The 24128-nt window shown below is 55.9% G+C and carries 20 protein-coding genes, 3 tRNA genes and 1 pseudogene; 14 read left to right on the top strand and 10 right to left on the bottom strand.

All coding sequences use genetic code 11. From position 1 onward, the window contains the following. Positions 1-24 precede the first annotated feature (24 nt). From scpB to Mal52_RS05140, 3 genes are all read right to left on the bottom strand, one after another. Positions 25-792: an SMC-Scp complex subunit ScpB gene (gene scpB / locus Mal52_RS05150; RefSeq protein WP_231962531.1), complete on the bottom strand. Its 768-nt coding sequence runs from the start codon at positions 790-792 to the stop codon at positions 25-27. Beyond that, positions 779-1801 (bottom strand): hypothetical protein, encoded by a 1023-nt coding sequence (locus tag Mal52_RS05145; protein WP_145374638.1) that lies wholly within the window; start codon positions 1799-1801, stop codon positions 779-781. The genes scpB and Mal52_RS05145 overlap by 14 nt, the downstream gene beginning before the upstream one ends. A gap of 269 nt (positions 1802-2070) precedes the next feature. Further along, a complete protein-coding gene (locus Mal52_RS05140) occupies positions 2071-2310 on the bottom strand; it encodes a hypothetical protein (protein ID WP_145374637.1) in 240 nt (79 codons plus the stop codon). A 281-nt stretch (positions 2311-2591) separates the two neighbouring features. Here Mal52_RS05140 and Mal52_RS05135 point away from each other — a divergent pair, with 281 nt between their 5' ends. Then, positions 2592-3437, top strand: a complete 846-nt coding sequence (locus Mal52_RS05135; protein ID WP_145374636.1) for a tetratricopeptide repeat protein — start codon at positions 2592-2594, stop codon at positions 3435-3437. A 281-nt stretch (positions 3438-3718) separates the two neighbouring features. Here the strand turns inward: Mal52_RS05135 and Mal52_RS05130 are convergent, their stop codons facing one another. Together Mal52_RS05130 and Mal52_RS05125 are read right to left on the bottom strand one after the other, a co-directional pair. Beyond that, positions 3719-4168, bottom strand: a complete 450-nt coding sequence (locus tag Mal52_RS05130; protein ID WP_145374635.1) for a GNAT family N-acetyltransferase — start codon at positions 4166-4168, stop codon at positions 3719-3721. A gap of 211 nt (positions 4169-4379) precedes the next feature. Next, positions 4380-5801, bottom strand: coding sequence for a GumC domain-containing protein (locus Mal52_RS05125; protein WP_145374634.1), 1422 nt, complete (start codon positions 5799-5801; stop codon positions 4380-4382). Between the two features lie 461 nt (positions 5802-6262). Between Mal52_RS05125 and Mal52_RS05120 the strand changes: the two genes are divergently transcribed. From Mal52_RS05120 to Mal52_RS05070, 13 genes and pseudogenes are all read left to right on the top strand, one after another. Next, positions 6263-6790 (top strand): putative molybdenum carrier protein, encoded by a 528-nt coding sequence (locus Mal52_RS05120; protein WP_231962530.1) that lies wholly within the window; start codon positions 6263-6265, stop codon positions 6788-6790. Between the two features lie 122 nt (positions 6791-6912). Then, positions 6913-8583, top strand: a complete 1671-nt coding sequence (gene ettA / locus Mal52_RS05115) for an energy-dependent translational throttle protein EttA (protein ID WP_145374633.1) — start codon at positions 6913-6915, stop codon at positions 8581-8583. Between the two features lie 207 nt (positions 8584-8790). Continuing rightward, positions 8791-9330, top strand: a complete 540-nt coding sequence (locus tag Mal52_RS05110; RefSeq protein ID WP_145374632.1) for a hypothetical protein — start codon at positions 8791-8793, stop codon at positions 9328-9330. A gap of 71 nt (positions 9331-9401) precedes the next feature. Beyond that, positions 9402-9767, top strand: coding sequence for a hypothetical protein (locus tag Mal52_RS05105; protein WP_145374631.1), 366 nt, complete (start codon positions 9402-9404; stop codon positions 9765-9767). A gap of 164 nt (positions 9768-9931) precedes the next feature. Next, a complete protein-coding gene (locus Mal52_RS05100) occupies positions 9932-10198 on the top strand; it encodes a hypothetical protein (protein WP_145374630.1) in 267 nt (88 codons plus the stop codon). Between the two features lie 55 nt (positions 10199-10253). After that, a pseudogene (locus Mal52_RS30440) lies at positions 10254-10601 on the top strand (hypothetical protein); the annotation flags it as partial. Positions 10602-10636: 35 nt separating this feature from the next. Further along, a complete protein-coding gene (locus Mal52_RS05090) occupies positions 10637-11827 on the top strand; it encodes a hypothetical protein (protein WP_145374629.1) in 1191 nt (396 codons plus the stop codon). 151 nt (positions 11828-11978) lie between these two features. Then, positions 11979-12054, top strand: a tRNA-Leu gene (locus tag Mal52_RS05085). 12 nt (positions 12055-12066) lie between these two features. After that, positions 12067-12157 (top strand) — tRNA-Ser (locus tag Mal52_RS29585). Positions 12158-12571: 414 nt separating this feature from the next. Beyond that, a tRNA-Cys gene (locus Mal52_RS29580) sits at positions 12572-12644 on the top strand. 780 nt (positions 12645-13424) lie between these two features. Beyond that, on the top strand, positions 13425-15062 hold the full coding sequence (locus Mal52_RS05080; protein WP_145380548.1) for a TROVE domain-containing protein: 1638 nt from the start codon (positions 13425-13427) through the stop codon (positions 15060-15062). Between the two features lie 158 nt (positions 15063-15220). Next, the gene (locus Mal52_RS05075; RefSeq protein ID WP_145374628.1) at positions 15221-16633 is read left to right on the top strand and encodes a sulfatase family protein; all 1413 of its coding nucleotides are present in this window, start codon (positions 15221-15223) and stop codon (positions 16631-16633) included. Positions 16634-16814: 181 nt separating this feature from the next. After that, complete coding sequence (locus Mal52_RS05070) at positions 16815-18221, top strand: hypothetical protein (RefSeq protein ID WP_145374627.1); 1407 nt, start codon at positions 16815-16817, stop codon at positions 18219-18221. A gap of 11 nt (positions 18222-18232) precedes the next feature. Here Mal52_RS05070 and Mal52_RS05065 read toward each other — a convergent pair whose 3' ends face one another. The 5 genes from Mal52_RS05065 to Mal52_RS29575 all read right to left on the bottom strand — a co-directional run bounded on the left by Mal52_RS05065 (position 18233) and on the right by Mal52_RS29575 (position 24077). After that, positions 18233-19954 carry an ArnT family glycosyltransferase gene (locus Mal52_RS05065; protein ID WP_145374626.1) on the bottom strand — a complete coding sequence of 574 codons (1722 nt, stop codon included), beginning with the start codon at positions 19952-19954 and terminating at the stop codon, positions 18233-18235. Positions 19955-20294: 340 nt separating this feature from the next. Further along, the gene (locus Mal52_RS05060) at positions 20295-20915 is read right to left on the bottom strand and encodes a CPBP family intramembrane glutamic endopeptidase (protein WP_145374625.1); all 621 of its coding nucleotides are present in this window, start codon (positions 20913-20915) and stop codon (positions 20295-20297) included. Positions 20916-21201: 286 nt separating this feature from the next. After that, the gene (locus tag Mal52_RS05055; RefSeq protein ID WP_145374624.1) at positions 21202-22167 is read right to left on the bottom strand and encodes a glycosyltransferase family protein; all 966 of its coding nucleotides are present in this window, start codon (positions 22165-22167) and stop codon (positions 21202-21204) included. A gap of 58 nt (positions 22168-22225) precedes the next feature. After that, entirely contained in the window at positions 22226-22927 is a 702-nt protein-coding gene (locus tag Mal52_RS05050) for a glycosyltransferase (protein ID WP_197534670.1), read from the bottom strand. Positions 22928-22940: 13 nt separating this feature from the next. After that, the gene (locus Mal52_RS29575; protein WP_197534669.1) at positions 22941-24077 is read right to left on the bottom strand and encodes a hypothetical protein; all 1137 of its coding nucleotides are present in this window, start codon (positions 24075-24077) and stop codon (positions 22941-22943) included. Positions 24078-24128 lie beyond the last annotated feature (51 nt).

Below are 24128 nucleotides of genomic sequence, written 5' to 3'. Positions count from 1 at the left end.
CGTCGACGCAAAGCCGCCGCCGCACTAGGCGCTCTGTTTCAGTTCATCGTCCGCTTCGCTCGCGTCGGTCCCAATACTGCCGGCGATTTCGGGTTCCGCTTCTGGTTCTTCGCTCACATCGGCGGCAGCCGGTTTTGTGACTCGCAGGCGATCAGCCATCGGCAGGCTCTCTAGACTTTGCAGTCCAAAGAGTTCCAGAAACAGTCGCGTGGTGCCGTAGAGAAATGGCCGGCCGAGCGTCTCTTCGTTGCCGGCGATACGGACGAGATTGCGCTCCATCAATTGCTTGAGCATCTCAGTGCTCTGGACGCCGCGGACCGCTTCGATGTTGGCCCGCGTGACCGGTTGGCGATAGGCCACGATGGCCAACGTTTCCATAGCTGAGGGCGAGAGTTTCAACTCCGCCTGACGATGATGCAATTTCCCCAGCCACAAAGCGAATTCCGGCCGGGTCAGCAATTGGTACCCGGCGGCGACCCGTTCGATGCGAAAGGCGGTCTGTGACGCGTCGTAGAATTCGTTGAGGCGTTTGATCAACGTTCGAACTTCGGTCGCATCGGCCAACGTGGCGACATGTGCCAACCGTCGGGCGGGCAATGCATCTTGCGAGACGAACAAGGCCGCTTCCAACCGCGCCATTTTATCGTCACGCAGAAAATGTCCCGGCACGAGCGTGGCGAGTGGCTCAAGCGATTCCGCTTCTCGGCGGATACGAAAATTCCAACCAAAGCCCCCGGCAGCAGTCGACTGCAATCGTACCGGCTTTTGGAATGTAGGATTACTGTTGCGCACGCCAGTCCTCGATTTGTCGCAACACCTTGCGCACCGCCACTAATGGCTCGTCCCCTTCAGCGACAAACAATCTGCGAATACTGGGATTATGGATGTCGGTTACGCCGCACAAAAACCGAAACTCGGCACCATCCGCAGTCGCTTCGAGTTTGAATTTTCGAATGCCCCACGTGCGAAGAATTTTGGTGGCTTCCTTCAAGTTGCGGGGATCGCGATAGACCGGCGGACTAGCGGCAGGCGGTTCCTGTGAGCTTTCGGAGGGGGCATCAAACTGAGCAAAATCCTCTTCGAAATTAGCCGGCTCGGTTGCCGAGGCGAGTTGCACGTCGCGTTGCGGTGATGTGCGAGACGTCGACTCGGGTCCGTCCAGTAGATCGTCAGTCCTAGAAGCTGAGGTCAATCGACCAGCCGGATTGCGCTGCCGACTGCGCTGGGCGAATTCGTTTCGCCGCGCATCAATGGCAGCTTGCAGGCGGCTTTCGCGGGAGTTCGCCGGGGGACGCTCATCGAAAGCTTCGTCCCACTGGGCGTCGAGGTCATTGGCTTGTGTCGCAGTGGTTTCCGCAAAGATCGGCTCCTCGTCGCCGCCTGCCGAATCCGGATCTTCGGCAACCTGCCAACCTTTCATGGCGGCGGAGGGATAAGACCGGGGGCGACGATTTTGGGCAGGGCTTGGCCGACGTTGACGCTCGGTTTCTACAGCCGGCGCTTCTTCGATGACCGTAATATTGGGATTCCGGCCGTACTCGGCCTCATCCGCTTGCGGGGCATCCGTGGTTACCGGACCGCTGGGAAACAATTCGTTGACGCCCACTTGGGGAGCAGCGTTGGTATCGTCGCCGAGATTGACAATCTCGCCGCTAATATCTTCTTCTTCTGAAGAGGGCGCCGTCTGTGAAGCTGCGAGTGTATGGTAATGATATCCTCCCAAGTACGCTAAACCTGCGACGGCTAGCATGGGGAAGATCATCATCAATGTCCGAAACGGACCGTGAGACGATGCGCGCATCGGTGAAACCTCCATGTTTCGTGCGGCGGCCTTGGGGTCGAGGCTGCCATCCTGGGCCTAAACGGTTGCCCTGGGGGACACGGGAATCTCCATTTCATCTCAATTTCGATGCGGAAAATCCCGCGAGTGAGACAAGCTGGCCGGACGCATCTCTCAGCCGCCTTGCCACGGGCGGCGGATCTTAACCGAATCGCCCATCCGCGACAATCTCGGTTAAACGGATTTTTCGCCGTTAAAAAGTGCGTGTGCCGGCGTAGGGAATCGCTGACTCAAACGCGTTGTTCGTACAACCGTTCCAAATCGTTGACTGTCACGGTGATGATCCGCGTAAATCCGGTGTGCGTCCGCTCGTATTCAACTTGCTCAGCCAATTCCGGCGAGCGGTGAATGGCGGTGGCGATCAGCGCTTTGTCTTCCTCAGACAGCTCCTTGGCGATATCCTCGGACCAGTAGGTTTTGGTTTCCATCACCAATTGATCGCGGCGAGCATCGTAGTTTTTGAGGGCCATGATTTTTGTGCGTCTGTCTTCTGATCTGGGAAAACTGAGGGGAAAAACTCAGCGGCTGCATTTTCGCCGAGAGATTCAATTTTCCCGTATTCGTCGCGAAATACAACTCTGCGGCCGTTTTTCCACAAAAATTCGTGTCGCCGCTGCTATAGCGACGAATTCTCAGGAAATGAGGCTGGCTGGGAACGTTTATGGAACGGGATTTCGGTACACTGGTCCTTGATTCGTGATGTTTTTTAGGACAAGAACCTGTCGCCTGCCGGCGTGAATGAGGATTTGAGATGGCGTTGAGTTTTGGCTTGCTGACCACCTTTGCCGTAGCGATATTGACCGGTCTGCCAATTATGGCCAACGGTCAACAACCGCCTCAACAAGCGGGCGAAGATCTTCCAGGAGGGCTGGCTTTGCCGGGCATGGTCGCTGGTGAGATTGATCAGGCACAGGTCGCGTTAGACGCCAACAACCCGCAGCGCGCGATTGAGATTCTCAGGCCGCTGGTCGAATTGGCTCCCGAATCGGACGAAGCACGGGGCCTGTTGGGGATTGCTCTGATGATGAATGGCGACCTCGACGAAGGACGCGCGCTGGTCGATGCCTTGCCCGAGCATCCCAACTCATTCCACACACTGGGCCGCACCGTCTCGGTTTTGGAAGAGACCGACATCGACCGCGAAGTCCTCGCCCCTTACCGCGACCGTGCCATGAAATTGGCGCTGCTTGCAGCTGAACAACAGGTGGATGATCCCACCCCCTACCTCTACATTGCCACCATCGCAGCGCGAGAAAACGACATCCCGGAAATGCGACGCGCAACGGAAGTGTTGCTCGAGAAATTCCCCAATGAAGAACAGGGCCATTTCCTGGCAGCTTTGGTCGCCGGCAGCGAGAGCGATTGGGCAACACACGATGCCCAACTGGCCGAAGCGGAACGTCTCGGCATGCCGCAAGACATTATCGACGAAGCCCGAACAGAAGCCGCCCGCGCACAAGCCGCTCGGCAGAATAATCAGCAACTCAAATGGCTCATCGGCGGCGGCATACTGCTGCTTGCCATCGCGCTATTCGCCTACCGAAAAGCCAAACACCGCAACCGTCCTCCCGCACCCTCTGAAAACGGAACGGGGTGAGGGGTTTCGTAACATGAGCGATACTCTCATCAACAAAACACCCTTCAAAAAATGCCGCGCGCAAAGACGCCAAGACGCAGAGAGTTTTTTTGCAATATACAATCTGTTACGTGACGCGCAGCTTGGTTGGGAACGGGCAATACTGATTTACAACGTGGGTTTCCAATATTTTCTCTTTTTCTTCTTTGCGGCTCTGCGTCTCTGCGCGCGACCTCTTTTCAGAGGCACGTCGCTCGTCCTACGCGAGAAAGGTGCGTCGCGACGCACCCTACATTTGCGGTTTAACTGGCGGCGGCGCGGGCGGAGGTGGGTTGTAGGTCCATTCGCATATTGCAGACCCATTGCCGGAAGCCTTCGCGTTCGTAGTAAGGCAACAGTTCGGGCGTGCATTGCAGCAAGATTTTATAACAGCCCAGATCCTGACAATGCTGAATCAGATGTTGCACCAGCGCGTTGCCGATCCCCTCGCCATGTCGCTCCGGGTCGACGGCGACATCTTCGATGTGCCCGACCAGTCCACCGCTATGGATGAATTTCGGCTCGATGAACACCGAGGCGGTCCCCACGATTTCGCCATCTTTTTCGGCGACGTAGGTATGCAGTCCGGAATTCAGCCGTCGCTGAAAGACCGGCACCGCTTGTTCGAAGGTCAAATTGACATCCGATAAAGCACAGAGCGCTTTAATAAAACCGCGTTTGAGGTCGGGGGCGACCATCTGTCGAATCTGCATGTTTGTCCCCGGAAGAGCTTGGCAGTGCGGGCTGAGGAAATCGAACCACGGCAGCTGCGGACATCGGCAATTTGAGATGACTTGGCCGCCGAAGCACTGACGACCAACTCTATTATGATCGACCGGGGACCCTATGGGGGTTGGGACTTTCCCCTATTTGAGACGCGTTTAAGCGCTTATGAATCGACAGCAACTGTGGATGTTTGCTGAATCACACCAATTTGCGTGGGGCGATCAACAGCGTGAGGGCGAAGGCGAGCACAAATGCTCCGCCGCCGACAATCGCACTCTTCGTACAGACCGCTGTGTAGTCTTTGGATTCGGGCTTTTCGGCCAATTGCACAATACTAATCCGGTCCGGAGCGTTGAGTTCGATTCTCAACGTCTCAATGCGGTCGTCAATCTCCATCAAACGTTTCTCAAGCCGCTCAGCCTCAGCTTGAAGTTTCTCAAGTTCAAAGGAATCGACACTTGAGGACTTTGAGCGAATCTTGCGGCGATCGAGTTCTTCCTCCAATGCGGCAAGCGATTCGTCCAACACCTCAACACGCGCCGCTTGCGTTGCTTGGTGTTGCTCGCGAACCGCAACCTGATAGTCGCGGAGAGTTGCTTCCAGTGTCGGCTTTAACTGCGCATTCAATTCCGCAATTTTGGTTTCTTGTTTTGCCAAGTCCGCGCGGAGCTGCACGAGTTTGGAGTGCTCGTTGTCGTCGAGCGTTTCCTCCAAAAGTTTAATATCCGCACGCATACGGTCGGCGGCAACCTCCTGCGCGGCAATCTTCAATTCCTCTTTGATCATTGTGCGAATCAGTTCTTTGGTCTCTGGATTCGTCTTGATCGCGTCGTCATCCAAGGAGGATTTTTGGAACTGCTGTGCTTGAAGCTTAAGCGTATTGCGTTCCAGATATTGCTCAAACCATCTGGATTGGAGTTCGTGAGTCAATTCCTGCTCGGCCACGGCCAACAAAGTTTGCGGTTCGTCCTCGTTTACCCCCAGCCGCCGTTTCAGTTTTTTGATCTGGTCACGTTTTAACTTGGATTCTTGCTCGTACTGGTCGGACAACTCCATCAACTGAGTAATCCGCTTTTTGTCATTGAGCTTCGATTCGTTCACGATGTCGCGATAATAGACTTGCGTGATGGCGTTGACGATCTCCGCCAACTCCTCCGGTTTTTCGCTATGCCCCATCTGAATCGCAAAAAATTCCTCCTGCTTCCCCACGGTAGAGAGCTTCGTTTCTAACCAATCTATCGGGTAGACTTGCGCCTTGAGCAGCGGCAGGTCGGCGATCGCCTTAAATCCATAGCGTTTCAGTTCGGTGTTGCGGACCGGTTCATTCAAAGCGGTGTCCAACACCACCCGAGTCAACGCCCGAAACATTTGCGTTCGCTTGTAGGTCTCAAAATCTTCGTTCTCGCGCACTCCGGCATTCATTACGACATCGGGAGTCGCATCGATGTAGATCACCGAGGAGGTTACGTAATGGGGAGGACTCAAGATGTAGACCACAGCGATCGCGGCGGTGGCACAAACCAGCCCCATCACCAAGGCCCACCCCCAACGTCGGCGTCGCCGCGGGGCGGGACCGTTAGAGGTTTCATAAACAGAGTGCGCGTGCTGGTTGTTGGTCATTATTAGACTCCGAGAACGTAAACGCCGCCAAAAAGCTAGGCGATAATTGCCTGCTGGGCGGATAGCAGTTTACCACTGCGTACCAGGGAAAAATCAAGGAATTTTTACGGTGATTCCCACTGAGCGAGGGTTATTCATCAGACAAAAGTCGCAAGAGGACCATCTTGAGCGTCAACCATTTCAATTCGATAGTCAGAAGGTGGGGCGCCTGGAACAAGCAAAACCTCGCGCCCAGACGTTTGACATCCCGACCCCACTCCCACTGGGGGCGGACTACGTCCGTCCCCAGCCACCCATCGTCTCTCAACGCAACTGACTTCCCCCGCGCCTACTGCCTACTGCCTACTGCCTACTGCCTACTGCCTACCGCCTACTTTTTTCTGGCCACCGGCCACTAGCCACCGGCCACTCCCTTTCCACCCACCGCCATTAGCCAGTGGCCCGCAAGCGAAACGGCCGTTATGATGCTCGTTTTCGATCGTCCTCCACTTACAGCGCGCCACCAAGCGGCGCAGGAACTCATTTTGCCGACCACAGTGGAAAAAATTGTCTCCGGCGGCCAGACTGGCGTTGACCGAGCCGCTTTGGATATGGCCATTGTGGCTGGTATCGCTTGCGGCGGTTGGTGTCCGCTGGGGCGGAAAGCTGAAGATGGGCCGCTGCCGTTGCATTATCCGCTCACCGAAACCGAGTCGGGAGATTACGTTGTCCGCACCGAATGGAATGTCCGCGATAGCGATGGCACGCTGATCCTCGCAGGACGACCGCTCACCGGCGGCACGGCGCTCACTGAGCGACTGGCCAAGCGACAGCAACGCCCCTGCCGCGTCGCTTTTCCGTATAGCGACAGAGATGTCGCCTCGGTTGCGGAATGGCTGGCGACGAATAGAATTCGCACAGTGAACATCGCCGGCCCCCGCGAAAGTCAACAACCGGGCATCTACGCCGCCGCGGTGGCATTTCTGGGACAATTATTCAGCGACACATAACGCAGGCCCCGCTGTCTAGAATGTCGTTCCACACAAACCTCAGGCTTTGCTAATTCGATAAACCCCTCAGCCCCCGGGACTCCGGGGGAAATCACCACATAATCAACGGAACAGACAACACAATGGCACAGAATTACATTTTCACGATGGAAGGCGTCACCAAATTGTTCGGGCAGAAGGAGGTACTGCACGATGTTTGGCTTTCCTATTTCCCCGGCGCAAAAATCGGCGTGCTCGGCAACAACGGAGCGGGGAAATCGACGCTGCTGAAAATCATGGCGGGCGAAGATACCGACTTCATGGGTTCAGCCAAACCGGCTAAAGGGGTGACTGTCGGTTATTTCCCGCAAGAGCCTCGGCTCGATCCCGAAGCAACCGTCGACGAATGTGTGCAAACAGCGGTCGCCCATTCGCAGGCGATTTTGGATCGCTACAACGACGTCAACATGAAGCTCGGCGAAGACCTCTCACCCGAGGAGATGGAAGAGGTCCTCGAAGAACAGGGGAAACTTCAAGATCAAATCGACGCCGCCAATTTGTGGGAACTGGAACGGTTTGTCGAAATGGCCATGGACGCGCTGCGGCTCCCCCCGGGCGATGCTGTCGTCAAGACGCTCTCCGGTGGCGAAAAACGCCGCGTCGCCCTGTGCCAGTTGGCGCTGCAGAACCCCGATATCCTGCTGCTCGACGAACCAACGAACCACCTCGATGCGGAATCGGTGGCTTGGCTGGAAGGCTTCCTGCAACAGTTCCCCGGCACGGTGGTCGCTGTGACGCACGATCGCTACTTCCTGGACAACGTCGCTGGTTGGATTTTGGAACTCGACCGCGGACATGGTTATCCGTACGAAGGAAATTACTCCGGCTGGCTGGAACAAAAAGGAGCACGACTAGCTGTCGAAGAGAAACAGGAATCGAAACGGCAAAAAACACTCAAACAGGAATTGGAATGGGTCCGCCTCTCGCCCAAGGCGCGGGAGACCAAGAACCGCGCCCGATTGGAACGGTACGAACAATTGCAGGCGCAAGAATACGACGCCCGCGAAGACGCCGCCGATATCCAAATCCCCTCCGGCCCCGCGCTGGGGGATCTGGTCGTCCGCGCCAAAGGAGTCTCCAAAGGCTTCGGCGACCGGTTGCTGTTTGAAAACATGAACTTCGACCTCCCCCGCGGCGGCATCGTGGGCATCATCGGTCCCAACGGTGCGGGTAAGACCACGCTGTTCAAAATGATCATGGGCCTCGAACAGCCCGACGACGGAGAATTGCGCGTCGGCAAAACTGTCGTGCCGGCCTATGTCGACCAAAGCCGCGATTCACTCGACGACGAGAAAACGGTCTACGAAGAGATCTCCGGCGGAGTCGACCAATTGGTTGTCGGCCATACAAAAATCCACGCCCGCAGTTACGTCGGCCGCTTCAATTTCAAAGGCTCAGACCAACAAAAAATGGTCGGCAAACTCTCCGGCGGGGAACGCAACCGCGTGCACCTAGCCAAACTCCTCCGCAGCGGCGGCAACTTGATCCTGCTCGACGAACCAACCAACGACCTCGACGTCGACACACTCCGTTCACTGGAAGAGGGCTTACTCAACTTCGGCGGCTGCGCCGTCGTGATCAGCCACGATCGCTGGTTCCTAGACCGCATCGCCACGCACATCATGGCCTTCGAAGGCGACAGCCAAGTCTATTGGCACGAAGGCAACTACCGCAGCTACGAAGCGAGCCGCAAGGAACGGTTAGGGGAAGAAGATTTGCGGCCGAAACGGATCCGGTATAAGGTGGTGGGTTGAGGATTCGGCAACGGATTAGCCACAGAGTTCACAGAAGGCACAGAGGAAAAAGTACGGGATGTTTGTCAGATCCCAAGCCGACCGCTTGCGGTCGTGCACGGCGTGGGTATTGTGCATCGGCCTGAATGTGGTAGGTCATGCTGTGCATGACGAAACGAAATGGTCGTCCAAATCTTGAAACTGCGGCCCTACGGTGACGAAATGATTATGCGAGTCATCGAATTTCTCTATCGTTGGTTCTTCGCAATCATGGCATTCGCTAGCCTTGTCCTGATGGCGCTGGCTGCAGGTGGATTCACGCCGCAGGGTTCGTGGAAACATTCAACCACCGCTTATTTCCTGATGGCATTGTTTTTTACCTTGGCGTTTTTTGCAGAGAAGCTCCTTGATCGAGCTTTACGTCGATCACGTGCAACCACACCAGCAGAGAAAGCTGAACTGTTGCTTGCGCGGACTACCGAAATTGTAGTATGGCGAACTCAACGTCTTTCATTGGATGATGCATTCCAAATTCTTCGACAAGGGGACGACGTCCTAGCGCAGTACCCCAATTCATATTTTCGGGAAACCGCAGCAGAGCGGGACTTGGAATTTCGCAAATGGTTTGAGTTCGCTTACACCAGCGATGCGGAACTTTGGTATTATGATTCCGGTAAGGAAAGTTGGGAGTTGATGGGTGGTGAATGCGGTTTTGCGTTATTCAGCCGAGATAAATTTCTAGATGTGTGGGTGCTGTTGGAGAACTAATTTGTAGGTCATGCTGTGCATGACGAAACGCAAAGGAATGGCATTCATCCAAAAATCACAGGACGACTAAAATGGCCTACATGATCGGATTTCAAATTCCCTCCGCCCCCACTGATAATCAGCAGGCATTTGAACAATTCGATGCACTGGCGGAATCGGTCACGATAGAGGAAGAACCGCATCCTATTTTTATAAAAGTTCATTCTGAGCTTACGAATAAATTTCCTTGTCTTTGTGACCTGCCCGAGGATCAAATCGATGACGGAATTTGGTCCGATGGTCCGTTAATCAATAATTTTGGCCAACAAGCCGCAGTGCTGGGAATTATGTTTTCTAAGGTGGAAGCTTCTGTGCCCTATGTCTTCGATGTCGGCCTCAAAAATGGAGTCACCATGTTCGATTGGCAAACAGGACTTGTGCACCGACCAGATTCTTAGCAAGTCGGGCACGCTGTGCGGACCACAGTCACATACGTATCGCACATCGTGCGATAGCATTTTGGATTAACCGGTCCGCACAGCGGACCCTACGACACTGACATTCGCCCAAACCTTGTCAAAACACCTTGTCGTTGCCACCACAAACACCGTACAATCCGCGTATGAGCACCACGACCACTTATCTTGACCGTTTTCTGGAACCGATGACTGAAGCGTTTACGCCGGAGATGGCGCGGACCATCGTGGAATTACGGGCCGATGCGGAGTCGGAGTCCCGGATCCAGACCTTGCGAGAAAAGGGGAACAACGGAACACTTTCGCCTGAAGAAGATGCTGAATACAAGGAATTCGTTGAAGCGGTCGACGTCGTTTCCATCATTCAAGCCAAGGCACGCCGCTTCCTCGCTCAGTACCCGGACTCGCCATGAGCATACGGCTGCGTGAACTCGTTCGCCGCCCGCCGGAGATCAGTGCGAATACTGCCATCTCCCGCAACAAGCCACTCCGTTTGTTTCATTCCATGTGGAACACATCATTGCCAAACAGCACGTATCCTCACCAACCAAGGATCCCCAGCACCTTGCGTTATCTTGTGACCGATGCAACGCTTATAAAGGTCCGAATCTAACGAGCATTGATCCAGATTCAGGCCAAATCTCGGTGTTGTTTGATCCACGAAAACATACGTGGGATGAGCATTTTGAGGTTTGCGAAGGTGTTGTCGCTGGAAAGACCGGGATCGGGCGTGCCACCGTCCGGTTATTAAACATGAATGCACCGCGTCGTGTTGAATTGCGTCTGGAATGGTTGCAGGGTACCGGCAACAAGTGACTCCTCAAAGCTCTTCTATTCTTCCGGCAGACATCATGCAAAAAATCCTCCCCCTAATTCTCCTCGCCCTCTTCACGGCACCCTTCACAACCGCTGCCGATGAAATCCAATTCACCCTCCGTGAACCGTACGGCATCATGCGGCATGGGATTCCGGTGGGGGAACTGGTGACGTTGCCGGTGGCGGTGCCGGAGGGGACTTCGTTTCGACTGGTGCGTGATGGCAAGCCAGTGCGGGCGCAGTTTCGTAATGCGACGCCGGGGCAGGAGTCCGACAAATGGTGGCTCGATTTTGCTGGGGTGTTGGATCCCTTCGAAACGGCGGCGTTTACGATTCAGTACGGTCCTGATACTCAACCGGGGCCGGAGCGTGAGCGGGGGCATGTGCTGAGCGAAAATGAAGATGCGTATTCCATTGCTAATGCGCCGTATATTGAATGGAAAGTTCCTCGCGATTTGAGCGGGCTGCTGGCATCGGTTAGTTATCCGCCGCTGGAACATCTGCAACAGGCCGAAGGTTTGTTGCTGCGCGATGCGCAGGGGAATCAACATCGCATGGGAGGCGCGGGAACCAAGTCGCGTGTTCTGCGGCAGGGGCCGATGGCGGTGGGGTTGCGGTTTGAGAAGTCTGAAACCGCGCCGGAATTGGCGGGTGTGAGTTGGACGGTCGATCTAGTCTTCCCCGCACGCGTGAGTTGGATGGAGGTCGATGTGCGAGTCGACGATCCGCAACAGCACGTCGCTGCTTTGGGATGGCAGTTGCATCTGAATCTCGATCCGCCTACCGCCAAGGAGCCGACGTTGGTCGATTTCGGAGCATCGCGCACCGTGTATGGCTCATTGCGTCCGGAGTGGCAAATGGAATTGCGGGCACGGCCCTCGCTGGACATTCCGTGGCAGGTGTGGCGCGGCAAGGCGGGCGAGTTGCGATTGATGGAAGCCGCCCCATTGAAATCAGCTGCGCTCGCTGAAGGATGGGCGCATGTCATGGACCGCCGTCGTTGTTTGGCATTGGCCGTCAGCGAGTTTTCGAAACAGGGCGACGAACAACTCACGATCGATGCGGACGGCACACTCTCCGCTTGGCGAACATTTGCCGCTGAGGTGGGTCAAGAAAAAACGATGCGAAGTTGGTTTCACTTCGTCACGTTCCCCCACCAGTTGGGCGCAGCGACCAGCCCGCAATCGATGCAAAACCCGCCGGTGGTGCGTTGGGGCCAACCGTAGTGCCACCAATTCCCCCCCCGGCAAAGCCGGAGGCTGGTATAAAAGCGCCGCCGCAATGATTCCATCAGCCCCCGGCTCCGCCGGGGGGTCGCGCTACAATCGATTTCCCACGCGAACCATTTTGCGCCGCCCGCGTCTCAACAGGGTAGAGGGCCGAGTACGCAAATGGGAAAAGCGGCCAGGTCGAGAGCCTGGTGAATTTGTGGGTTCGACTCCCACCTTGGTCACCTTAACTATACGGAAGGTAGCCGGATACGGTTGGCCGGGCCGGTTTGCTAAACCGGTTTCCTGAACATCAAAGGAATGCGAGTTCGAATCTCGCACCTTCCGCTCATCACCGGGTGGCTGGCGGACGGACGAAGTCCGCCCCCAGGCTGTTAACATTGGGCATCCTCAACACCCACAGTCTTCGGAGTGTGCTGGATTCGCACGCGACTCTGCGAAGGTCGAAGACCAGGTTCGATTCCTGGCGGGGGCACTTTTTACTTTTTGTTTCCAAACCCTCTGATGCTGGGCGTCCAACGTAGTTTTAACGCGTGTTTGACAAGCACAACCGGGTTTGGAAACGTCTTTACTAATTCATATTTTAGCGCGTGTTTTTAAAAAGGGAGGGCGAGGCTCCCGCCGAGCAGCGCTGAACCAAAACGCTGACCAAACCCATTGGGTCGCTCCACGCTGAGTGGAAAAAGCGGCTCAGCAGGAGCTTCGCCCTCCCGCGACGCTGAAAGACAATTAATACAAAACGACACCGAGGCTCGATGGCCGGGCGACTGTCTGCAACACAGTTATTCAGTGAGTTCGATTCTCACCGGTGTCTCTCACCGCTCGACTGCACGTTCGGAATACATCTTTGTGTAAGACCATCTGAACCAATCCTTCGTCGAGTGGTCTTGAACATTGCCCAACTGCCGTTCGGGAATCCATGACGGTCCTAAGGTAGCGATTCCGGGTAACCGGCTAGTGAATGGCGCTGGAGTCTGCGCGACTTTTTCAATAATGTTCGCCGCAGATAAAGGGGCCGGTCAACGGGCGACGACGTTCGTGTTGTCGCAACGGACGGCCGATTATTTCTCGACAAACCTTCGTTGGGCGATTTTTTGAAACAATTTGACCGACTGCCGAATCGGAGTACATGGTCCATATCCCGCGAGTTGTAGGTTCGAGTCCTACCACCTCCACTTTTTTTCGACGGAGGTGTAGCTCAATGGCAGAGCAGCGTAAGTCTCTGGCTCAACACTTCGTCGGTCAAGTTTTCATACATAGACGTTTCGACTGACCGATTGGAATACATCGGATCATGAGAATGTGGGTTCGAATCTCACCGGCACAACTGTGTGCCGTGGCGTAATTGGATAACGCACATGAGTCCCCGCACGGGGATGCCTTCTGATCAACAACTTCGTCGGAACGTTTTTCATTCGACTGCCTGAGTGGAGTCCATGGTTTAGCTGGTTCGATTCCTGCCCGGCCCCCTTTATGTTTTTTAGCACGGGGCCGGAACTCTGCCCAATACTTCGTCGAATGTTTTTTTGTCCGCACCCCGCCCGATGTCGCTCGTCATTTCACAGGGGATGCTATTTTTGTCACGGAGGTCATGATGGCCAACAACACACTCTTCTCAAGCTTGAAAAGCAAATTCCCACGCGCGTTCGCAAAAAACGAAGCAGGAGGTCGCGCCTATCAGTTGACGCCGAAACAGGCGCTGGCGCAAATGGCGGCCACCGGGACGTTCGGCGGCGCGTACTACGCGAGCGCTCAAAATCAACTCGATACGGTGCGGACGTTGATCGACAAAATCGACGACAACCAGTACCTAGCGCAGTTAGCTGTTTATGCGCGCGAGCGTGCCTACATGAAGGACATGCCGGCGGCGCTGCTGGTCGCATTGTCGAATCGTGATACGGAATTGATGCACCGCGTTTTCGATCGTGTGGTCGATAACGGACGCGTACTGCGGACGATGTTTCAGATGATTCGTTCGGGACAATTCGGGCGGAACAGCCTGTCGTCGTCGCTGCAGCGCGCATTTGCGAGGTGGTTGAACGAAGCATCGGTCGGTAAGTTGTTGTCGGCTTCGATCGGTCACGATCCGAGCTTGCGCGACGTATTGCGGATGGCGCGGCCAACGCCGAAGGACAATCAGCGACGTGCGCTGTTTGGGTGGTTGACGGACAAAGAGCTCGACAAGTGGGCTCCGGCCTCCGCAGGCGACCTGCCGGAAACGGTGCGGAAGTTAATCGCCTATCGCGCAGCAGATTCGGTGGAGGCGCAGATTCAACTGCTCGACGGAGATGGTCTGTCGGTGCGGTGGGATCTGTTGGCCGATGCGGCTCTCGGTCCAGCCGTCTGGAAGGCAATTGCCCGTCAGATGGGACCGCAGGCGCTGCGGATGAACCTCAACACGTTGTTGCGTCATCACGTATTCAGCAAGGGTTGGCGGGACAACGAGATGGTGGATTACGTAGCCAATCGCCTGAGCGACGTGGACGAAATTCGCCGCTCGCGTCAGTTTCCATACCAATACTTGGCGGCCTCCTTGAACGCCTCGGCTGAGGTTCCGCACAAGATCAAAGCAGCGCTGCACCAGGCGGCAGAGATCTCTTGCGGAAACGTACCGGAATTGCCGGGACCGGTTGTGATCGGATTGGACACGTCCGGTTCGATGTCGATGGCCATCACGGGACGTCGCGGTCGGGGTGCAACGAGCACGATGCGCTGTGTCGATGTAGCGGCCTTGTTCGCTGCAGCGATGTTGCGTCGCAATCCGGACAGCGTGTTGATTCCATTCGACACGCAGGCGTACAGCGCCCAGTTCGATCCGGCCGACTCGATTTTGAGTCTGTCGAAGCGGCTGGCGAAGTTTGGTGGGGGCGGAACGGACTGTTCGATTCCGCTCTATTTTGCGAACACCATGTATCGCGACCGGCGTTTTGCTGGAGCGATTCTGGTGAGCGACAATGAGAGTTGGGTTGGCACGGGCCGATATGGTTCGACGGGTGTGATCACCGAGTGGCAGGCGTTCATCAAGAACCAAATGCGACTGGGCGGTCACGACATCGCCGCACCAAAATTGGTGTGTGTCGACATTCAACCGTATGAAACGACGCAGGCTCCGGAACGGGGTGACATTTTGAACATCGGTGGATTTTCGGACGCCGTGTTTAACGTGGTTGCCGCGTTTATCAGCGACGATACCCAACGGTTCGTTGCCGAGGTGGAGTCGATCGTGTTGTGATTTCGCACCCCCGGTTTTAGTAATAGGATCGGGGGTGTTTTTTTTGCGCATGCATTCGTCGTCCCAAGCAAATTGCTCAGCTGCCCTCACTGGCGTACAATGGCCCTTCAACTCATCGATGGTCGCTAGTGCTGTTCAGGGGAGAGAGGACGTCTCGCATGTTACGTTTGTTGATAGCTGTCGGGGCCATTCTCGTTGTGGGATCGCCGTTGTTAGCGGAGCGGCCGAATATCATTATGATCGTTGCCGACGACCACGCGCCGTGGGCGTTCGGAGCGGCGGGGCATCCTGATGCGCGGACGCCGAATATGGACCGGCTCTGTCGTGAAGGGGCACGGTTGACGAATTGTTTTGTCGCCACGCCGGTCTGCAGCGCTTCACGGGCGGCGCTGATGACGAGTCGTTATCCGACCGAAACCGGCATCACCGATTATCTCAGCCCCGAGAGAATGCCCGACCTGGGACTCGATCCAACGCTGCCCGTTTGGCCGCGTCTATTGTCGGCGGCGGGGTATCGGACCGCTCTGATTGGCAAGTGGCATTTGGGGGAGACCGACCGCTGTCATCCCACAAAATTCGGCTATGACCTCTTCACCGGGTTTCGGCACGGCGGAATGACGTCGCAAAATCCGCTGGTGGAGATCGACGGAACCGAGCGACGCGTCGCAGGGTGGACTCCTGACATTCTAACCGACCATGCACTCCAATTCCTCAAAGAAAATGGCGAGGGCAAACCGTTTTGTCTTTCGCTGCACTTCTGGGCACCGCACGCCAACGCGCACAAGATCGACAACGACCGCACTTGGCTCCCCTTGTCCGCAGCCGACTTTGGACCATTTCGCGATCTCGACCCCCAGGTTCCCCAGTCCGATTTTCCGGATCTCGACATTCCGCGTGTCAAACGAATGACCCGCGAGTATTTGGGCTCGATCGCCAGCGTGGACCGTAATGTAGGCCGCGTCCTCCAAGCCTTGGAGGATTTGAAATTGGACGACAACACGATCGTGATTTATACCTCGGACCACGGGTACAACCTGGGTCACCACGGTATTTGGCACAAGGGCAACGGCCGCTGGATCTTAAAGAATAACCGCGGCGCCCGGCCCAACCTCTGGGACCACTCATTACGCACGCCAACCATCATCCGCTGGCCCGGCCAGATTCAGCCCGGCACCGTGATCGACCGTTGTGTCACTTTTCTGGATTGGTTCCCCACAATCCTCGAGATGGCCGGCATGGCCCGCCCGAAAGACATCACACTCCGCGGCCGTAGTTTTTTGCCGCTACTGCAAGGCAAAAAGACCAACTGGGACGACGATGTGTTCGTGCAATACCGCATGTGGGACTGGAACCAAAACGCCGCCGATTTACGCGCTTTCCGTACACCCCGCTGGAAATTGGTCCGTGATTTCCACAACGCCGGGCAGGACGAACTGTACTATTTGGCGAATGATCCCAAAGAATTAAACAATTTGACCGACTCGGTGGATCCCCAAGTGATGTCGGTCAAAGCCAAACTCAATGACCGCCTGCAAAAAGCGATGCAAGCTATTGGCGACACCACAAAATAGTAGGTGTAGGGTGCGTCACGACGCACCTTTCTAGGCAGGACAATTCGCTTACCAATTTATGTGACTTGCCCCCGGGTGTTCATGTATGCGTTGTCCTCTTTGATCAGGGACATCGTTCCGACTAAGCGGGAAAGGTGCGTCGCGACGCACCCTACATTCATGTTGCGGGAGTTCCTAAACGATGCGTTTCGTTTTTGTCGGGCTGTTGCTCATCATTTGTCAAACCTGCTGGGCTGACGATGCGCCGCCGCAGGCGATTGCGAAACGCGATCCGTTGAGCTTTACGCCGCAGCGGGTGGAAACGCCGGCGTTGCAATATGCGTTGATGCCGCCCTACTTGGACCAAACCGAAGGCAATGCGGCGACGATGTATTACCGCGCGCTGTTGTTTCTCAGCGAGGCGAATCGGCTCAATCAAGATCCTAACTTGTGGACCAATATTCGGAATTGGGCTTCAGAGCCACTGGATACTTTTCCCGTCGATAAAGCGCGAGAAACACTAAAAACATTTCAGGCCGTCTTGGATAGCATAGAAATTGCCGCTCGACGGACCGACTGTCACTGGGATTTGCCGCAGGCGGAATATAAGGAAAACGTGTACTACCTCAGACTGCCTGAAATCCAGGAGATGCGCGACATCGCACGACTGTTGGTGCTCAAATCGCGACTGGAGATCGCCACAAGCGACTACGAACAAGCGGTACGGACGTTTCAAACGACTTATGCCATGGCGCGGCATGTTTCCCAACCGCCTATCATCATTTGTGATCTCATCGGCGTGGCCATCGTCTCGATGATCAACGATCAGGTCGCCGCGTTCGTCCGTGCTCCCGATGCACCGAATCTGTACTGGCCTCTGACAGCGCTGCCGCGACCGATTATTGATGTTCGTCCGTCGATGGGATTGGAAGGGAACGGCCTGTACTTTGTATTCCCGCAATTATTGGCAGCTAAAACCAAAACGCTGACACCCGAACAATGGCAAGCGGAGTTGGAGGCGTTTTTGAAGAAATTCGAAAAGGTCGCCGCCGACACGGGGGGCATGGATGCCGACGAACTGGCCGATATCAAAAAGAAAACGGACCAGGAAACGGTCTTGGCCCGTGCGGTGGAAGCGAAGACCGGCCTGATCAAAATGGGACATCCGCCGGAAGAGGCCAAGGCCATGGCGACTGGTCAGGCGATCCTGTTGTACACCGCGTTAGTCTTCGATCATTTCCGGGACGACTTGTTCAAGTGGGCTTACGTTCCATTGGCAGAGGCGGGTGAAGAATTTAGAAACGCCCGAAATTCGATTGAAGAAAACAGTGATACGGTCGAAATTGTGCCGATCGCGGCGCTGTTGTTGCCAGCTCTGGATGGGGCGGCCCGCGCCATCGGCAGGCAGGACGCTCGCATCGCTCATTTGCGAGCATTCGAAGCCATCCGTATGTATACCGCGAAAAACGACGGAGTGCTTCCGGACAAGCTGTCGGAGATCAAAGCGGTACCGATTCCGAACGATCCGTTGACCGGCAAGCCCTTTTTCTATCACCTTGACGGGGAGACAGGGGCGCTGGGAACGATGCCGTTGAGGATCGCTCAGTAGCCGCCAGGCAGCTACTGCTTTCGGCGACCGGGCTGGGCGCCTTTGGCGACCTGATCTGTTGGTTGGGCCACGCGATAGATCCACATTTTGTGAAATCGCGGATCATTCTCAAACAGCAGTTGCAGTTCGCTGGATGGCGCCAATTTCCGGTTGCGTACGCCGGCAAAAAAGGTGTAGTCGCGTTCTAACAACAAAAACTCCACGTTGTTCCTACGCAGCCATCCGATGTTTTCTTTGAGCCAAATATTCAGATCCGCTCGAGGAGGGACAACCAGCTTTGTGTATTCCGACTTGGCATAAAAGGGAACGCGGCGCCATTTCTGTGTGCAAGCGATGTTTGTTTTTTTGCCGCTCGTCTTGCGAACCAGCTCACCCAATTCCCGTTCCAATGCCTTCCCGTCCCGCAGGTAATGGAACGAGCGGCCGACCGATGTCACTGCCAGGCAGCAAACAATGGTGCAGGTCGCCGTGCGCACCAAGGCTCCGCGATTGACCTGCTCCATCTGCACGCCTAGCCAATCGGTGAATTGAAAGAATCCCAAACAGGTCCACGGCAACACAAAGGGAATCAAGGCAAAGGCGTAACGTGACGAGATCACATGTTCGGTGGCCAGATGGTGCAACAAAATTCCTAGCACCAGCAGCGATTGCAGCACCAACGGCCAATCCCGTTCGTTGCGCCAAAACCGGGACCCTCCCCAGTACAATCCAATGAACAAACAGATCAACGTCGGAAATTCAAAAGCCTTGGTCACATGGTAGGACAGGTCGGCGATGTAGACCCACCAGAGATGATCCTTCGCCAAGTCCACCAGACGCGTCTGTTTATTCTGGTAGGCGGGCAAACTTTCCGCTAGATGTTTTAAGCCCCGCCGCGGTTTCATCATACCCCAGGCTTCCGGACCATCAGCCGGCGTCAATCCGGCATTCGCGGATTGATGCTTTTCAGAATAATCGCGGGCCATGGCCACCAACTGCCATTTCCCCCAATCTTCGGCCGGAATCACCGTCACAGCTGTGGTCACGACCGCAGCGAACAATAGCGAAACGGTCAGCGCGGGTTTCCAAAGTTTCGAAAACAACCGCCGCCGCTCCGGCCAGACATGAGCCGTCCACCACATCCCGGCCAACACAAAAAGAAGGATGCCTTCTACACGGGTCATTGTGGCGACAATGCACAGCACGCCTCCCAGCAGAAAACGCCACCAACTATTGTGTTGCACCGCTGACCAAAATACAGCGATCGCTGAAAACCCAAACAGCCAGTACAAACCTTCACGCAATACTTCGCTACTCACGTGCGCCATGGTGGGATGCACTGTGTAGATGAGCGCCGCCATTTCGGCGACGCGCCGCCCAAAGGCTGACCGGCAATACCAATAGAGCGGCAGTAAGGCCAAAGTCGCCGCAACGGCGCTAATCAATTGACCCGCCAAGACATGATTGATTCCCGTGCGGGCAACCAGCACGATCAACAGTGGGTAGGGGTTGAGCAGATATTTATCGGGAATTTTTTCGACGTTGCCCGATTCGATCATATGCGCCCAGCCGACGTAATTCAGGCCGTCGCGGCTGATGACATCGTTCGCATTGACCAACACCAATCGAAGCCCCAAGGTGACGATCATCAACAACGGCAATAACCAACGCGAATCACCCAACCAAGGTAATCGCCAACCTTCATTTTGGGTTACTGAGGGGTGATCAGTCGTAGTGTCGCGTGGTTGCTTCATGCGGAGGTTGCGAAGTCGTCCTTGAGCGGGCGGCCGTGTTATACGTTTCACCCGAATTCGATCGGAGAAATTAAATCGTGATCGGAAATTCACTCGACAGTTGCAATCGGTGTTCGCGCCCCTGCAGCTTTGGGCTCGCTTCCTACCGATCTCAATGCGCGGCGGATTCTAAGAGGCATTCCACAGACTGGCAAGGGCAATCACCGGCAACACACTCCAGCCTGCCAACTCCGGACGATCGCCCACAGCCCGAGCAGTTTTGAGATAGCCAATTCCTGCAGAAAAAGCCGCTCTCTCAAAACTGGTCCGCTCAAAAATAATCAGCCAGAGCGGTTTAGCGTCAGTCTTCGTAGGAGTCCCCATCGAGAATTTGAGGCGGCAATTCCAGCGGCGACGCGCGGAAATCGCGGGCAATCTTCACAAATGCTAAATAATCATAGACCGCATGCGAGATGATCGGCGCCAACAAATTCCCCGTATAATGCCATTGCAAACCGAAAAACAATCCGGCCACCGCCGCTAAAATCACATAGGTCGTGGTGACTGCGTGCGCCAATCCAAACAACAGGCTGCTGATTAGCAATCCGATCACAAACGACCCGCCCCCGGTCAATGGCAGCAGCAAGCCGCGAAACAAAACCTCTTCGCCCACCCCGGCCAAGATCGCAACCACAGCCAAATCGGCTTTGCTACAGCGGGCAAAGATCGGTCCCAGCAGATCGTTCAGCGTCTCCTTAATCGTCCGCAGCGGCCCGACGGGATAGCGGTCAAAAATAATAAAACCGGCGTACAGCGGGACCACACCGACCAAACCCCACAAGACCGCCCAGGGATCCCAGACCAAACTCTCCAGCGGCGGCACACCAAACACCCATCCCAACGCCAGCGCAACGACAACCAACCCTCCTTCAAAAAGGGCCGCCATCGCGAGAAACGAATTGCGATCCGAATCCTGCTCCATGGTTGTGATTGATTCCGCAGAGTGGTCAGTGGGCAGAGTGCCGAAAAAAACAGTTTTGTAAAATCAGAGAGCGCGGCTCTACGGTAATGCATTTGTCCACGGAATAACAACTCGTAGCAAAACCCATTTTTTTTAATTTTCACGGGTGCACGGGTGCCACTGGCTTTGCCAGTGCAAAGGCAAATGTCTGCGAGAATTGCGAAATACTGGCAAAGCCAGTGGCACCCTCGTTCTGAATTTTGATGTTGCATCATCAATCACACACCAAATTTCAGCCGCTGAGAACTTAGTACACCGTTTCCCCAACAGCCAACGCCCTCAACCGCGTAAACAACTCGTCCCGAAATTGCTGCAACGAAAACTCCCGATCACCATGCGCACGGCAACGGCGTGATTGACGTAACTTTTCGCCCGGATCGGATAACGTTGCGATCGCGCTACTGAATTCTTCAATCCCCGTACACAAATGGCCGCAGCCCTCGACAAGCTGTTCCTGAAATCCCCCACGACGATCCACAATCGGAATGCAACCGGCCCGCAGTGCTTCGGCCGCCGTTCGCCCAAACGACTCGGTCAGCGTCGGATGGTGGTACAACAACGCATCCCAATGCCACAAACGTTCACGAGCCGACCACGCCGCTTCAAAAAACTGGGCCTGCCCCGCGCAAGCGGTGCGCAGCGGATCTTGTAGCTTGTCCGGACAGCCCACGAACTCCCAGGCGACCTCCGGATGCCGCTGCGCCAGTTCCACATAAAACCCCACCAACAACTCCGGCCACTTCCGCAGCGCCGGCGTACACAATCGTCCCACCACCGGTCTGCCCCGCAACGCGCGCGTGTCGAATTGCCGCTCCCGCCCACCGGGTGTTGGCACCGCTTGATGCAATACGGTCTCCGCCCCAGCGCCACAACACTCCGCCAGCCACCGCGAACAAAAAACACGTAAGTCGCTCGCCGCCGGCGTGATGCGCGAATGCTGATACAGCAACGTCGCCACAGGTAAAGGACCTTCCACGCGACGGGCGGAGGTATTGTGCAACAAAACCACATCGGCGCCGCTGCGACGCACGCGCTCGGCTGTCACTTTGTCCCATTGTTCGATTTCACAATCACCAAACTCCACCCGGGTCTCCGCAGCCACGCGGCTCAGAAACACAACCGTGTGTTGAAACTCCGGCAAACTGCGGACCACCGTCCACGCGCACGCCGCCGTCCCCCCCATAATCCGCCCCACATTACACACCTGCAACATGCGCACAGCATTGCTCCCGGTCCGAAAGAGAGGATATCAAAACCGAACGAAAAATTAGTCAAGGCCCCAACACACCACCCGCAAGTCGCTGCTGCCACTTCGCAATAAACCCCTGGCGATCCGTGCACCATTGCTCGCGCTGCCGCGGCAAACAGCGACCGTCATGCGCTGTGCGATGCCCCAAATGCACCAACGGTAGCCCGGCTACATCCCGCAGCACCTCTCGGGAATCACACCTCATCTGCAATGCCGCCCGCAACTGCAAATCGGTATCCGACCAATACACGCGCAGCGACTCGTCAAAGCCCCCCAGCTCGCGAAATACCGAAGCGGAAATCGCAAAACACCAACCTGCCAGAAAGGTCCGCATCGCCAACTGGTCCAACAGCGATTCGGGCAACGCCCGCTCGGCGCGCATCGCGACTCCGGTCAAAACACACTCCCTCTGTCGCAACGGCCGCACCAATTCGTCGACCCACGGACCCGTGGAAATCGTGTCGTTATTCAAAAACACCAGAAACTGCGTCCCAGACGCGGCCGCTCCACGGTTCCAAGCCGCCGAGACCCCACGGTGCGGTTGCAGAATCAATTGTCCGGGAGAAACATCCTCCACGGTTAACCCCGTCGCTGCCTGCGGACTCCCGTCATCCACAACAACGACCGACCAAGCCGCACGGTCCTGTTCGCGCAAACTGGTCAAACAGTCCCGTGTCAAATCCGCATGTCCTCGCTGCGGGATGATGATGGTCGTATCGGGCATCGTGAATTTTGTGTTATCCCATTTCCTGCAGCGCCGGTTCCGCATCCCCCACCGCATCCAGCGCGCCGCGCAGTCGTTGTTGGGCTGCCTGACGAGCGTTGCCTGCCGCTTGTTGATAACCTTCCGCCTCCACCACCAATTCCCCATCCGCGGGAACCGGCTTCTCAACCTGCGCCACGCGTGGAGCCTTCCAATTGTGTGGTTTGAAGTCCCGCATCGGTCCCACCTCAGCCGGTTGTCGCGCATCCATCTGTCGATACAACCCGCGCACCGGTTCGGTTCGTGGATCCCCCACCACCTGAGCGATCTGCCCGCAGGCCTCCTCGACTGTGCGATACGGAAAATAGTCATTCAGACGACTGCCGGGCGTCACGGAAATCAACTGCAACCCCGCCAACGCCAACGACCGTCGCGACAACCGCAGATATTGCGCGATGCGAAAATAATGCGCATCAGTATTCGCCGCTGCCCGCACATGCTTCTGCTCGTCAAAGTGATAGTGCGGCCCCGCCGGCAAGGCATCGAACGTGTCGCAATCCACCCCCGCCTGCTCCGCCCGCCCCAGAAAATCGCGCAACAACTCCCCCGGTGCAAATTCGATTCCCGCCGCTGCCGCACATTGCAACTGTGCATCCGACAATCGCACACGCATCTCGCAACCGGCCAGATAGATCATCCGAAATCCCAAGCGATACAAAATATCGATCGCCTGCACCATCGAATCAGCCCAATCGACAATACCGGGGAACGTCGGCGACAAAAATTGATGAAACCCCCGTTGGCCATCCCGCTCAAAAAAATAGGTCCCCGGACATTCGCAAACTTTATAGGTCGTCTCCGGCACCAGATCCATGGCCCGCCGCCGATGCACGAACTTCAAAATTCCCGGATCAAGATACACCGACCGATGAAACCGAGCCGATGGATCGTACGAGGTCCAAAAATTCGGCCGCAGTATGCGTGTCCCCGATAGATTCACCGACATCTTGGGCACCGGAGACTCATCGATCAAACGGTGCGGCAACTCCGCCAACGACGGACCGCCCCCAATCAACCAACACGCCGACGCCACCGGTCCGGAGTATGCATCATCCAACGCCGCAGGGAGTTGCCGGCCGTCGGTCGTCAGTCGATAGAACAACGTCGTCATCGGTTATCTATCCTCTGGTTGAATAACCCACCGCGAGTTTGTGAATACAAC

Origin of the sequence: Symmachiella dynata, assembly GCF_007747995.1 — a bacterium.
Taxonomy (GTDB): domain Bacteria; phylum Planctomycetota; class Planctomycetia; order Planctomycetales; family Planctomycetaceae; genus Symmachiella; species Symmachiella dynata.
The sequence above is the reverse complement of the archived record's forward strand: the minus strand, read 5'-3'. Positions and strand labels throughout refer to the sequence as shown.

Coding starts and splice junctions, on each gene's coding strand:
- Mal52_RS05145 (WP_145374638.1), bottom strand. CDS start 1,801: ATGCGCGCATCGTCTCACGGTCCGTTTCGGACATTGATGATGATCTTC.
- Mal52_RS05140 (WP_145374637.1), bottom strand. CDS start 2,310: ATGGCCCTCAAAAACTACGATGCTCGCCGCGATCAATTGGTGATGGAA.
- Mal52_RS05135 (WP_145374636.1), top strand. CDS start 2,592: ATGGCGTTGAGTTTTGGCTTGCTGACCACCTTTGCCGTAGCGATATTG.
- Mal52_RS05130 (WP_145374635.1), bottom strand. CDS start 4,168: ATGCAGATTCGACAGATGGTCGCCCCCGACCTCAAACGCGGTTTTATT.
- Mal52_RS05125 (WP_145374634.1), bottom strand. CDS start 5,801: ATGACCAACAACCAGCACGCGCACTCTGTTTATGAAACCTCTAACGGT.
- Mal52_RS05120 (WP_231962530.1), top strand. CDS start 6,263: ATGATGCTCGTTTTCGATCGTCCTCCACTTACAGCGCGCCACCAAGCG.
- ettA (WP_145374633.1), top strand. CDS start 6,913: ATGGCACAGAATTACATTTTCACGATGGAAGGCGTCACCAAATTGTTC.
- Mal52_RS05110 (WP_145374632.1), top strand. CDS start 8,791: ATGCGAGTCATCGAATTTCTCTATCGTTGGTTCTTCGCAATCATGGCA.
- Mal52_RS05105 (WP_145374631.1), top strand. CDS start 9,402: ATGGCCTACATGATCGGATTTCAAATTCCCTCCGCCCCCACTGATAAT.
- Mal52_RS05100 (WP_145374630.1), top strand. CDS start 9,932: ATGAGCACCACGACCACTTATCTTGACCGTTTTCTGGAACCGATGACT.
- Mal52_RS05090 (WP_145374629.1), top strand. CDS start 10,637: ATGCAAAAAATCCTCCCCCTAATTCTCCTCGCCCTCTTCACGGCACCC.
- Mal52_RS05080 (WP_145380548.1), top strand. CDS start 13,425: ATGGCCAACAACACACTCTTCTCAAGCTTGAAAAGCAAATTCCCACGC.
- Mal52_RS05075 (WP_145374628.1), top strand. CDS start 15,221: ATGTTACGTTTGTTGATAGCTGTCGGGGCCATTCTCGTTGTGGGATCG.
- Mal52_RS05070 (WP_145374627.1), top strand. CDS start 16,815: ATGCGTTTCGTTTTTGTCGGGCTGTTGCTCATCATTTGTCAAACCTGC.
- Mal52_RS05065 (WP_145374626.1), bottom strand. CDS start 19,954: ATGAAGCAACCACGCGACACTACGACTGATCACCCCTCAGTAACCCAA.
- Mal52_RS05060 (WP_145374625.1), bottom strand. CDS start 20,915: ATGGAGCAGGATTCGGATCGCAATTCGTTTCTCGCGATGGCGGCCCTT.
- Mal52_RS05055 (WP_145374624.1), bottom strand. CDS start 22,167: ATGTTGCAGGTGTGTAATGTGGGGCGGATTATGGGGGGGACGGCGGCG.
- Mal52_RS05050 (WP_197534670.1), bottom strand. CDS start 22,927: ATGCCCGATACGACCATCATCATCCCGCAGCGAGGACATGCGGATTTG.
- Mal52_RS29575 (WP_197534669.1), bottom strand. CDS start 24,077: ATGACGACGTTGTTCTATCGACTGACGACCGACGGCCGGCAACTCCCT.